Raw genomic sequence first — 12,992 nt, 5'->3', positions numbered from 1 at the left:
TTGTGTAGGTGGGTGTCTGGTCGTTGTTTGAGAACTGCACAGTGGACGCGAGCATCTGTGGCCAAGTTTTTAAGGGCGCACGGTGGATGCCTTGGCACTAGGAACCGATGAAGGACGTGGGAGGCCGCGATAGGCCCCGGGGAGCTGTCAACCGAGCTTTGATCCGGGGGTGTCCGAATGGGGAAACCCGGCAGTCGTCATGGGCTGTCACCCATACCTGAACACATAGGGTATGTGGAGGGAACGCGGGGAAGTGAAACATCTCAGTACCCGCAGGAAGAGAAAACAACCGTGATTCCGGGAGTAGTGGCGAGCGAAACCGGATGAGGCTAAACCGTTGTGGTGTGAGACCCGGCAGGGGTTGCCACTTCGGGGTCGTGGGAAAGTTCTTCGGTCGTCTGCCGGCGATCGGGTGAGTCAGAAACCGTATGGGTAGTCGAAGGACATGCGAAAGGTCCGGCGTAGAGGGTAAGACCCCCGTAGACGAAACTTGTACGGCTCACTTGAGCTTCTCCCAAGTAGCACGGAGCCCGAGAAATTCCGTGTGAATCTGGCGGGACCACCCGCTAAGCCTAAATATTCCCTAGTGACCGATAGCGGATAGTACCGTGAGGGAATGGTGAAAAGTACCGCGGGAGCGGAGTGAAATAGTACCTGAAACCGTGTGCCTACAAGCCGTGGGAGCGTCGTTGGTCAGCTTGCTGATCAGCCGTGACTGCGTGCCTTTTGAAGAATGAGCCTGCGAGTTTGCGGTGTGTAGCGAGGTTAACCCGTGTGGGGTAGCCGTAGCGAAAGCGAGTCCGAATAGGGCGGTTGAGTTGCATGCCCAAGACCCGAAGCGGAGTGATCTAGCCATGGGCAGGTTGAAGCGCGGGTAAGACCGCGTGGAGGACCGAACCCACCAGGGTTGAAAACCTGGGGGATGACCTGTGGTTAGGGGTGAAAGGCCAATCAAACTCCGTGATAGCTGGTTCTCCCCGAAATGCATTTAGGTGCAGCGTCACGTGTTTCTTGCCGGAGGTAGAGCACTGGATAGGCGATGGGCCTTACCGGGTTACTGACCTTAGCCAAACTCCGAATGCCGGTAAGTGAGAGCGTGGCAGTGAGACTGTGGGGGATAAGCTCCATGGTCGAGAGGGAAACAGCCCAGAACACCGACTAAGGTCCCTAAGCGTGTGCTAAGTGGGAAAGGATGTGGAGTCGCAGAGACAACCAGGAGGTTGGCTTAGAAGCAGCCACCCTTGAAAGAGTGCGTAATAGCTCACTGGTCAAGTGATTCCGCGCCGACAATGTAGCGGGGCTCAAGCACACCACCGAAGTCGTGTCATTCACAGAATACGCCCAACGGCGCTGTGGATGGGTAGGGGAGCGTCGTGTGCCGGGTGAAGCGGCGGAGGAATCCAGTCGTGGACGGTATACGAGTGAGAATGCAGGCATGAGTAGCGATACAAGAGTGGGAAACTCTTGCGCCGATTGACCAAGGGTTCCTGGGTCAAGCTGATCTGCCCAGGGTAAGTCGGGACCTAAGGCGAGGCCGACAGGCGTAGTCGATGGACAACGGGTTGATATTCCCGTACCCGCTTTGAAGCGCCAACGCTGAACCTCTGAATGCTAAAGCCGTGAAGCCGGCCCGGAGTCTTCGGACAATGGGACGTGGTGGAGCCGCTGATCCAACAGGGTATTAGGTGAGCGATGGGGTGACGCAGGAAGGTAGTCCAGCCCGGGCGGTGGTTGTCCCGGGGTAAGGGTGTAGGCCGAGTGATAGGCAAATCCGTCACTCATTAAGGCTGAGACCTGATGCCGAGCCGATTGTGGTGAAGTGGATGATCCTATGCTGTCGAGAAAAGCCTCTAGCGAGTTTCATGGCGGCCCGTACCCCAAACCGACTCAGGTGGTCAGGTAGAGAATACCGAGGCGTTCGGGTGAACTATGGTTAAGGAACTCGGCAAAATGCCCCCGTAACTTCGGGAGAAGGGGGGCCGGAACTGGTGGAGGCACTTGCTGCCCGAGCTGGGGCCGGCCGCAGAGACCAGCGAGAAGCGACTGTTTACTAAAAACACAGGTCCGTGCGAAGCCGTAAGGCGATGTATACGGACTGACGCCTGCCCGGTGCTGGAACGTTAAGGGGACCGGTTAGCTCTGATTCGTCGGGGCGAAGCTGAGAACTTAAGCGCCAGTAAACGGCGGTGGTAACTATAACCATCCTAAGGTAGCGAAATTCCTTGTCGGGTAAGTTCCGACCTGCACGAATGGCGTAACGACTTCTCGACTGTCTCAACCATAGGCCCGGTGAAATTGCATTACGAGTAAAGATGCTCGTTTCGCGCAGCAGGACGGAAAGACCCCGGGACCTTTACTATAGCTTGATATTGGTGTTCGGTTCGGCTTGTGTAGGATAGGTGGGAGACTTTGAAGCGGCAACGCCAGTTGTTGTGGAGTCGACGTTGAAATACCACTCTGGTCGTGCTGGATGTCTAACCTGGGTCCGTGATCCGGATCAGGGACAGTGTCTGGTGGGTAGTTTAACTGGGGCGGTTGCCTCCTAAAGAGTAACGGAGGCGCCCAAAGGTTCCCTCAGCCTGGTTGGCAATCAGGTGTTGAGTGTAAGTGCACAAGGGAGCTTGACTGTGAGACCGACGGGTCGAGCAGGTGCGAAAGCAGGGACTAGTGATCCGGCGGTGGCTTGTGGAAGCGCCGTCGCTCAACGGATAAAAGGTACCCCGGGGATAACAGGCTGATCTTCCCCAAGAGTCCATATCGACGGGATGGTTTGGCACCTCGATGTCGGCTCGTCGCATCCTGGGGCTGGAGTAGGTCCCAAGGGTTGGGCTGTTCGCCCATTAAAGCGGTACGCGAGCTGGGTTTAGAACGTCGTGAGACAGTTCGGTCCCTATCCGCTGTGCGCGTAGGAGTGTTGAGAAGGGCTGTCCCTAGTACGAGAGGACCGGGACGGACGAACCTCTGGTGTGCCAGTTGTCCTGCCAAGGGCATGGCTGGTTGGCTACGTTCGGGAGGGATAACCGCTGAAAGCATCTAAGCGGGAAGCCTGCTTCGAGATGAGCACTCCCACCTCCTTGAGAGGGTAAGGCTCCCAGTAGACGACTGGGTTGATAGGCCGGATGTGGAAGCCCTGTAAGGGGTGGAGCTGACCGGTACTAATAGGCCGAGGGCTTGTCCTCAGTTGCTCGCGTCCACTGTGTTGTTCTGAAACAACGACCCCCATCCGAATGCGGATGGTTGCCGGTCGACAGTTTCATAGTGTTTCGGTGGTCATAGCGTGAGGGAAACGCCCGGTTACATTCCGAACCCGGAAGCTAAGCCTCACAGCGCCGATGGTACTGCAGGGGGGACCCTGTGGGAGAGTAGGACGCCGCCGAACAATCATTCCAAGAAAGCCCCCTTCCTTCGGGAAGGGGGCTTTCTTGCGTTCAGGGTCAGGCACGCTACCCTCTCTGCCACGCAGCAGCAGCTGGATCAGCAGGCGGAGAGGCACCGGCATTGCAGAACCTGACCCTGTCCTGGCAGAGTGCCGGCGCCACGGGGGCGGCACTCCTCGGGGCCGCCTACGCCGTCCACCGCACCCTGCCGACCCGTCGGACCGCGGTGGCCCTGCTGCGCGAAGCCGGCATCCTGCTGGCCCTGTTCGCGCTCTGGCAACTGGTCGGCCAGCTCTCCCTGATGAGCACCGACCACGCACTCGACCGGGCCGAGTGGATCCACCGCACCGAGCTGAGACTCGGCCTGCCGGACGAAGCGTCCTGGCAGCGGGCGGTCCTGCCCCACTCGATCCTGGTCCGGCTGGCGAACGACTACTACGCGACCATGCACTTCGCGGTGATGATCGCGGTCCTGCTCTGGGTCTTCCTGCGGCACCGGGCACGCTACCCGTGGGTGCGGACCACGGTCGTGCTGGTGACCGCGGCCTGCCTGATGATCCAGTTCATCCCGGTCGCGCCCCCGCGGATGCTGCCGGACGCCGGTTTCGTCGACGTGGCGGCGCAGTACGGCCAGTCCGTCTACAACGGCGGCATCGGCGGTCTGCGCGCGGACGAGCTGTCGGCGATGCCGTCCGTCCACGTTGCCTGGTGCGTGCTGGTGGCCGTCGCGGTCATCCGGGTGAGCCGGTCGCCCTGGCGCTGGCTGATCCTGGTGCATCCCGTGCTGACCGTCGTCGTCGTGGTGGTGACGGCCAACCACTTCTGGGCCGACGGCCTGGTGGCCACCACGCTGCTGCTGCTCGCGTACGCCGTGCAGTACGGCGCCGGCCGGCTCGGCGGGCGAAGCCGGCGCAGCAGTGGGCGGGGCCTCCTGGGGAGGCCCCGCCCACCGGCATCCGGCGCCGAGCAGGTCACTTGACCGGCAGCGCCGCCCGGCCCCAGTGGTGGTTGGTCAGCGCTGCCGTGGCCCAGTACCAGCTGATCAGCCCGGCCACCGCCGCGATCCAGCCGGCCGCCTTGACCAGCCCGTCGGAGGTGGTGAGCACGCCGATCGCGTTCAGCAGCAGCGAGAGCGTCAGCAGACCGAAGACGGCCCGGTTGAAGAGACCGGTCTGCCAGCTCGCGGCCGTCAGGGTGAAGGCCAGCATGGCCCAGAGCAGCAGGAAGAGCCCGGCCGCGTTCTTGCCGCCGGCCGCCGAACCCGCGCCCATGGACCAGACCGCCCAGAAGGCGCCCAGCCCGGCGAACGCGGTGCCGTTGAGAGTGTCACCGCTGCGCAGCTGCCAGAGGCCGGCGATGAAGAGTGCGACTCCGCCGAGCAGGTGCGCGAGGCCCGCGGCGTCGGCTACCTGGGTGTGGTGCAGGAGCCCGGTCTGCAGCAGGCCGTAGCCGAGCAGGGTCAGACCGAGCGCGAGGTATCCGAGGGGTCCCGCGTCGAGCGAGGCGGGTCGGGCATTGGCCCCGGTAGCGTCAGTGCTCACCGGAGGCTCCTTTCTGGTCGTTCCAGGGATGGATCTGACACGTCGGATCCGACCCGTCGGTCCGCGGCCGGAATGGGCACAGCCAGGACGGGTGCGGCCAGGACGGGGCGGCGCCCGGGCGGCGCGGCTGCGCTGCGGGGCGCGCGGGGATGCGCGAGATGGACGGAGAGTGATGGCGACGGCGGACATGGCAGCCGTCGCGATGGCACGCCGTAGGCGTCCACGAGAAGCGTGCGGGCGGTGCCGACCTGCTGCGTCCCCGCAGCTCAGCTGCCGGGACTGGGCTCGCCGGGGAAACCCCCGGTCAGCTGGTCTCTACCCGGGCCGTGAGGCTTGTACCCTTGTGAATCACAGAATTTGTTCGTTTGTCAGCCGATTCGTCGTCAGTCCGTGACAAACAGTGACCCGGCTCAGCCCCGTCGCTGGAGCGGCACCCGGAGCGCGATGATCGCCATGTCGTCCGAGGGGGGCTCCGGCGCGAACCGTTCGACGGCGCGCTGCACCCGGGCCGCGACGGCTCCGGCCGTCAGTCCGGTGCACCCGGTGAGCACCTCGGCCAGCCCGTCCTCGCCGAGCATCCGCAGCCCCTCACGCCGCTCGGTCACCCCGTCCGTGACGCAGAGCAGCACCTCGCCCGGCTCCAGCACCACCTGCTCGGCCGTCAGCTCCAGCTCCTCCATCACGCCCAGCAGCGGCTGCGAGGTGGCTGCCGGGCTCACCTGGCCGTCGCCGCGCAGCCGCAGTGGCAGCGGGTGCCCGGCGCAGACCAGGCTCAGCGCGGTGCTGCCGTCCGGGCGGGGCGTCAGCTCGCCGTAGAGCAGGGTCAGGAAGCGGCCCCGGTCGCCCTCGTCGAGGATCGCCCGGTTGAGCCGGGAGAGCACCTGCGGGGCGTCCAGCCCCTCACGGGCCAGCAGGCGCAGGGAGTTCCGGGCCAGCCCGGTGACCGAGGCGGCCTGCGGGCCGGTGCCGCAGACGTCGCCGATCGCGAAGCCGTAGGTGCCCTCGCGGATCGAGAAGAGGTCGTAGAAGTCGCCGCCGACCTCGTTGCCCTCCCCGGCGGCCTGGTAGAAGACCTCCACCTCGACACCGGGGATCTTCGGCAGCTCCGGGGGCAGCAGGCTGCGCTGCAGGGCCTGGCTGATCGCGGTCCGCTCCGAGTAGAGCCGGGAGTTGTCCAGGGCCAGGGCGGCGCGGCGGGACAGGTCCTCGGCCAGCTCCAGGATCTCCTGGCGGAACGTCACCCCGGCCTTGGTGCCGAGCGCCAGCAGGCCGATCACCCGGTTGCGCGCGAACAGCGGCAGCGCCACGCACTGGCCGATCAGCCCGGCGGGCTCGGCGCCGGTGAGGGCCCCGGCCGGGGCGGGCCAGGGCGCGGCGCCGCCGCCCACCAGGCCCGCCGGCGGGTCGATGCGCCGCAGCAGGGCGCGCAGCGGGTCGATCTGCTCCTCGTCCTCGTGCAGCACGAAGGCCAGCTCGGCGAACTCGGCCTGCTCCGCGATGGTGTAGACGGCGCACCAGGCGGCGAGCGTGGGCACCGCCATCTGCGCCACCAGGGCGAGGGTCTGCTGGTGCTCCAGGGTGCCGGCCAGCAGGTCGGAGGCCTCCACCAGGAAGGAGAGCGCGCCGCGCCGCAGCCGCTCCCGCTCGGCCAGCCGGGCGTTCTCGACGGTCAGCGCGATCCGGTCGGCGGCGAACTGCAGCCGCAGCGCCTGGTCGTTGTCGTACTGTCCGGCCCGGTTGGCGGCCACCCCGAGCGAGCCGATCAGCCGGCCCTCCACCTTGAGCGGGACGGTGATCAGCGAGCGCAGCCCGGAGCCGCCGAGCAGCGGGGCCGCGCCCGGACGCACCGAGAGGTCCTCGTGGACGGCGGGCAGCCGGGCGGAGTCGTAGCGGCCGTTGCCGGAGTCGACCGGGAGCCGGACGTCCTTGGTGTGCCCGGCCGGCAGCCCGGTGGCCGCCCTGACCTCGAACTCGCTCTCGTCCTCGGTGATCAGCAGCAGGTAGGCCGCGTCCCCGTCGAGCAGGTCGCGGGCTCGTTCCACGGTCTGCTGGAGCATGCCTGACAGGTCGTCGGCGGGCACGCCGTCGAGCAGCAGGTCGATCGGCTCGACGGCGCCCGGCACGGGGCCGGTGGTGGCGATCCGGGTCGGCGTGTGCAGCACGGCCCGGTCGCGTTCGCGGACCAGCAGGCAGAGCGTGGAGGGAGCGCCGGTGGAGTCCAGCACGCGGACCTGGGAGCCGTAGACCTCGATGGTCCGCTGATCGCTCCGGCGGATGCCGAAGGCTCCTTCCCAGCGGGCCAGTTGGAGCACCTCGGGCAGGCCGGTCTGCTCGCCGGGGGCTTGCGGCCAGACCACCAGGTCGGCCCAGGGCCGGTCGAGCGCTTCGGTGGCCGGTTGGCGGAACAGCTCTTCGGCGTCGGCGTTCCAGGCCCGCACCAGCCCCTGGGCGTCCACCTGCACGACGGCCACCAGCACCGTGCCGTCGGTGCTGGGCAGCACCTCGCCGGGGGCCTGCGGCAGCGCGTAGCGGGTGCCGGGCAGGGCACGCTGCAGCGGCAGCCGGAACCAGACGGTCTTCTGCCCGGCCGAGTACTCCACGCCCCAGCGGCTGGAGAGCGCCGAGCACATCAGCAGGCCGCGCCCGCCCTCGCCCTCGGCGTCGGCGAAGTGCTCGGAGACCGCGTCGCCCGCGACCGGCCCGGCGAAGGCGGGCAGCCCGCGCTCGGGGTGCCGGTCGGTGACGCCGATCTGGACCGAGTCCTCCTCGCGCAGGCAGCTCACCTCGGCGGCGGTCCCGGCGTGCACCACGGCGTTGGTGACCAGTTCGCTGACCAGGACCACGGCATCGTCGACGACCTCGGGCAGCCCCCAACCCAGCAGCGCGTCGCGGACGAAGCCGCGCGCGGCGGAGGCCGAGCGGCCGTCCGGCTCGAAGGTGGCGGCTGCGCGCGCGGTGACCACGGGCTGCTTCTCCTCTGGTTCGGGTACGGCTGCTCGGCGCCTGGTGTGCCACCCGGCTGCGGGTGGGCGGTCCCGGTGGCTCAGGCCAGGGCGAGGTGCAGCGCTCCACCCTACTTTCCGGCTGGTCTCCCCGGAGGCAAGGGGGAGTGAAACGGGCACTCGGGAGTGATTCTCCCCACGCCGCCCACACAGAACCTGCCTGGCATGTACTCCTGGACGGCGGATGAGCCTGGCCAAGGGGGCCAATTCGGTCGGTGGGTGCTGTCAGACTGGGGGATCCGCGGGAACGGCCTCGGTCCGACCCGGCGGACACCAGCCAGTCGCGACATGGGAGGGTCCCGTTGAGTTCGGCCACCAAGGACGCTACCGGTCAGAGCACGTCCGGACAGAACGCTGCCGGAGCAGGCACCGCAGGGCAGAAGAGCGCTCCCGGCGCGGCGCGCGGCGCGCGTTCGGTGACCGCGCCCCGCGGCGGGGCCGGGCGCCGTCCTGGGCACAATCGCGGGGCCGAGCCGGCCGAGCTGCGCAAGCTGCTCGGTGCGCTGACGGCGATGCGCGACGGCAACTTCCGGCGCCGACTGACGGTGCCGGGCGACGGCCCGATGGCCGAGATCGCGGCGATGTTCAACGAGGTCGCCGAGCGCAACCAGCACCTGACCGGCGAGCTGGCCCGGGTGCGCCGCGCGGTGGGCCGTGAGGGGCGGCTGACGGCGCGGCTGGAGAACGGCGCGGGGGAGGGCGCCTGGGCCTCGGCGGTGGACAACTGCAACGCGCTGATCGACGACCTGGCCCGTCCGATGGCCGAGGTCGGGCGGGTGCTCGCCTCGATCGCCGAGGGTGACCTGGACCAGCGGATGGAGCTGCGCTCCAACCAGCCGGACGGCGGCAGCCACCCGTTGCGCGGCGAGTTCCTCAAGGTCGGCCGGACCGTGAACGGCCTGGTGGACCAGCTCTCGGAGTTCACCGACGAGGTGACCCGGGTGGCCATCGAGGTCGGCACCGAGGGCAAGCTCGGCGGCCAGGCCCGGGTGCGCTCGATGTCCGGCAGCTGGAAGGACCTGGCCGACTCCGTCAACACCATGGCGGGCCGGCTCACCGCGCAGGTGCGCAACATCGCCGAGGTCACCACCGCGGTGGCCAAGGGCGACCTCTCGCACAAGGTCACCGTGGACGTGGCCGGCGAGATGCTGGAGCTGAAGAACACCGTCAACACGATGGTCGACCAGCTGAACTCGTTCGCCGCGCAGGTGACCCGGGTGGCGCGGGACGTGGGGACCGAGGGGCGTCTGGGTGGTCAGGCGCAGGTGCCCGGGGTGGCCGGGGTGTGGCGTGATCTGACCGATTCGGTCAACTTCATGGCCAACAACCTCACGGATCAGGTGCGAAATATTGCGCAGGTGACCACGGCGGTGGCGCGTGGTGATCTGTCGCAGAAGATCGAGGTCGATGCCCGGGGCGAGATCCTGGAGCTCAAGAACACCATCAACACCATGGTGGATCAGCTTTCCGCCTTCGCCGCGCAGGTGACCCGGGTGGCGCGGGACGTGGGGACCGAGGGGCGTCTGGGTGGTCAGGCGCAGGTGCCCGGGGTGGCCGGGGTGTGGCGTGATCTGACCGATTCGGTCAACTTCATGGCCAACAACCTCACGGATCAGGTGCGAAATATTGCGCAGGTGACCACGGCGGTGGCGCGTGGTGATCTGTCGCAGAAGATCCAGGTCGATGCCCGGGGCGAGATCCTGGAGCTCAAGAACACCATCAACACCATGGTCGACCAGCTCTCCGCCTTCGCGGACGAGGTCACCAGGGTGGCCAGGGACGTCGGCACCGAGGGCATCCTGGGCGGTCAGGCCAGCGTGCCCGGCGTCTCCGGGACCTGGAAGGACCTGACCAACAGCGTCAACCTGATGGCCAACAACCTGACCAGTCAGGTGCGCAACATCGCCGAAGTGACCACGGCGGTGGCCCGCGGCGACGTCTCCAAGAAGATCACCGTGGACGCCCGCGGCGAGATCCTCGAACTGGTCACCACCGTCAACACGATGGTCGACCAGCTGAGCGCCTTCGCCGACGAGGTGACCCGGGTGGCCCGCGAGGTGGGCACCGACGGGATCCTGGGCGGCCAGGCCCGGGTGCGCGGCGTCTCGGGCATCTGGAAGGACCTGACCGACAACGTCAACTTCATGGCGTCCAACCTGACCAGCCAGGTGCGCAACATCGCCGAGGTGGCCACCGCGGTGGCCCGCGGCGACCTGTCCAAGAAGATCACCATCGAGGCGCAGGGCGAGGTCGCGGCGCTGGCCGGCACCCTGAACACGATGGTCGACCAGCTGAGCGCCTTCGCCGTCCAGGTGACCCGGGTGGCCCGCGAGGTGGGCACCGACGGCATCCTGGGCGGCCAGGCGGACGTCCCGGGCGTCGCCGGCATCTGGAAGGACCTGACCGACAACGTCAACTTCATGGCGTCCAACCTGACCAGCCAGGTGCGCAACATCGCCCTGGTGATCACGGCGGTGGCCCGCGGCGACCTGTCGCAGAAGATCGACGTCGACGCGGCCGGCGAGATCCTGGAGCTGAAGACCAGCATCAACACGATGGTCGACCAGCTGAGCGCCTTCGCCGACGAGGTGACCCGGGTGGCCCGCGAGGTGGGCACCGACGGGCGGCTCGGCGGCCAGGCCCGGGTACCCGGCGCGGACGGCACCTGGCAGGACCTCACCGAGTCGGTGAACGAGCTGGCCAACAACCTGACCAGGCAGGTGCGGGCCATCGCCCAGGTGGCCACCGCGGTGACCCGCGGCGACCTGTCCTTGCGGATCGACGTCGACGCCTCGGGCGAGATCGACGAGCTCAAGGACAACATCAACCAGATGATCGCCAACCTGCGCGAGACCACGCGCACCAACCAGGAGCAGGACTGGCTGAAGACCAACATGGCCCGGTTCTCCGGCCTGCTGCAGGGCCGGCGCGACCTGGAGGCGGTCGCCTCACTGATCATGTCCGAGCTGACCCCGGTGGTCTCCGCCCAGCACGGTGCCTTCTTCCTGGCCCAGCCGGCCGGGCGCACCGCCGAGATGATCACCGAGGACGACGACGAGTCCGACACCGTGCTGCGCCTGATCGGCTCCTACGGCTACCAGCGCCGCTCGATGCCGACCACCTTCCGCCCCGGCGAGTCGCTGGTCGGCCAGGCGGCGGTGGAGAAGCGCCCGATCAGCCTCACCGAGGCGCCTCCCGGCTACCTGCGGATCTCCTCCGGCCTCGGCGAGGCCTCGCCCGCGCACGTGGTGGTGCTGCCGGTGCTCTTCGAGGGCCGGCTGCTCGGGGTGATCGAGCTGGCGACCTTCGCCTCCTTCACCACGGTGGTGATGGACTTCCTGAACCAGATCGCCGATCTGATCGGGGTCACCGTCAACACCATCAGCGTCAACACCAAGACCGAGGGACTGCTCCTGGAGTCCCAGCGACTGACCGCCGAACTCTCCATGCGGTCGGCCGAGTTGGAGGCGCGTCAGGAGGAGCTGGAGCGCACCAACGAGGAGCTCCAGGAGAAGGCCGAGCAACTGGCCCAGCAGAACCGCGACATCGAGATCAAGAACAGCGAGATCGAGGAGGCCCGCAAGGTCCTGGAGGAGCGCGCCGAGCAGCTGGCCCTCGCCTCGCGCTACAAGAGCGAGTTCCTGGCCAACATGTCGCACGAGCTGCGCACCCCGCTCAACTCGCTGCTGATCCTGGCCAAGCTGCTCTCCGACAACAACGAGGGCAACCTCTCCTCCAAGCAGGTCGAGTTCGCCGACACCATCCACGGCGCCGGCTCCGACCTGCTGCAGCTGATCAACGACATTCTGGACCTGTCCAAGGTCGAGGCCGGCAAGATGGACGTCCGCCCGGCGAAGATCGCCCTGGTCCAGCTCACCGACTACGTGGAGGCGGCGTTCCGGCCGCTGACCGCGGACAAGGGCCTGGACTTCACGGTCACCGTCTCGCCCGAGCTGCCGCCCACCCTGCACACCGACGAGCAGCGGCTCCAGCAGGTGCTGCGCAACCTGCTCTCCAACGCCGTGAAGTTCACCGACAGCGGCGCGGTGCACCTGGACATCGAACCGGCCGGGTCGGTGGTGCCGCAGCACGTGCGCGAGCAGCTGCTGGAGTCGGGGCAGATCGACGACCCCGACGCCACGCTGGTGGCCTTCGCGGTGACCGACACCGGCATCGGCATCCCCGGGAACAAGCTGCGCGAGATCTTCGAGGCGTTCAAGCAGGCCGACGGCGGCACCAGCCGCAAGTACGGCGGCACCGGCCTGGGCCTGTCGATCAGCCGGGAGATCGCCCGGCTGCTCGGCGGCGAGATCCACGCCGAGAGCGAGCTCGGCGAGGGCAGCACCTTCACCCTCTACCTGCCGCTGCGCAGTGACGCGCCGCAGGGCTCGGCGGACCGTGAGCGGCCCGGTGCCGCGCCCGCGTCCGGCAGTGCGCTGCGGGCCGCGGTCGGCGTGACCCCCACCGGCCTGCCGGTGCCGGTCGGTGAGAGCCCGGCCGACCACTGGGCGCAGGAGGTGCGGGAGCTGGCGCTGGAGCGCCGCCGGGACGCGGCCGAGCGCCGCCGCACGGCCGAGAGCGCACCGGTGGCCGCCCGGCACGCGGAGGAGGAGGTGCCCGCGCCGCGGGCCGGGGCCGGACCGCAGTTCGAGGGCCGGTTCGGCGGCGAGGAGGTGCTGATCGTCGACGACGACGTGCGCAACGTCTTCGCCCTCACCAGCGTGCTCGAGCAGTACGGGCTGACGGTGCTGTACGCGGAGAACGGCCGCGAGGGGATCGAGGTCCTGGAGCAGCACGAGAACGTGGCGCTGGTCCTGATGGACATCATGATGCCGGAGATGGACGGCTACGCGACCACCGAGGCGATCCGCCGGATGCCCCAGTTCGCCGGCCTGCCGATCATCGCGCTGACCGCCAAGGCGATGAAGGGCGACCGGGAGAAGAGCATCGAGGCGGGCGCCTCCGACCACGTGACCAAGCCGGTGGACACCGACCACCTGTTGAACGTGATGCGCCAGTGGCTGGGGGCGCGTGGTTAGCTCGCGGGCATCGGCGTTTACTGGCGGGCCGGA

Annotated in this window: 4 protein-coding genes and 2 rRNA genes; 4 read left to right on the top strand and 2 right to left on the bottom strand. The window is 67.7% G+C overall.

All coding sequences use genetic code 11. The features are described from left to right. Positions 1-59 precede the first annotated feature (59 nt). The 3 genes from OG294_RS15155 (at position 60) to OG294_RS15145 (ending at position 4,356) form a co-directional block, all read left to right on the top strand. Positions 60-3,179: ribosomal RNA gene (locus OG294_RS15155) — 23S ribosomal RNA — on the top strand. Between the two features lie 83 nt (positions 3,180-3,262). Next, positions 3,263-3,379, top strand: a 5S ribosomal RNA gene (gene rrf, locus OG294_RS15150). A gap of 119 nt (positions 3,380-3,498) precedes the next feature. Further along, positions 3,499-4,356 (top strand): phosphatase PAP2 family protein, encoded by an 858-nt coding sequence (locus OG294_RS15145; RefSeq protein ID WP_327067035.1) that lies wholly within the window; start codon positions 3,499-3,501, stop codon positions 4,354-4,356. Here OG294_RS15145 and OG294_RS15140 read toward each other — a convergent pair. Together OG294_RS15140 and OG294_RS15135 are read right to left on the bottom strand one after the other, a co-directional pair. Then, complete coding sequence (locus OG294_RS15140; RefSeq protein ID WP_327067034.1) at positions 4,349-4,918, bottom strand: acetate uptake transporter; 570 nt, start codon at positions 4,916-4,918, stop codon at positions 4,349-4,351. The genes OG294_RS15145 and OG294_RS15140 overlap by 8 nt on opposite strands. 410 nt (positions 4,919-5,328) lie before the next feature. Then, positions 5,329-7,881 carry a SpoIIE family protein phosphatase gene (locus OG294_RS15135; protein WP_327067033.1) on the bottom strand — a complete coding sequence of 851 codons (2,553 nt, stop codon included), beginning with the start codon at positions 7,879-7,881 and terminating at the stop codon, positions 5,329-5,331. 551 nt (positions 7,882-8,432) lie between these two features. On the opposite strand from OG294_RS15135, the gene OG294_RS15130 reads away from it, so the two are divergent. Next, positions 8,433-12,959: a HAMP domain-containing protein gene (locus tag OG294_RS15130; protein WP_327071553.1), complete on the top strand. Its 4,527-nt coding sequence runs from the start codon at positions 8,433-8,435 to the stop codon at positions 12,957-12,959. The last annotated feature ends 33 nt before the right edge of the window (positions 12,960-12,992 follow it).

Source organism: Kitasatospora sp. NBC_01302 (assembly GCF_035976515.1).
Lineage (GTDB): Bacteria > Actinomycetota > Actinomycetes > Streptomycetales > Streptomycetaceae > Kitasatospora.
The sequence above is the reverse complement of the archived record's forward strand: the minus strand, read 5'-3'. Positions and strand labels throughout refer to the sequence as shown.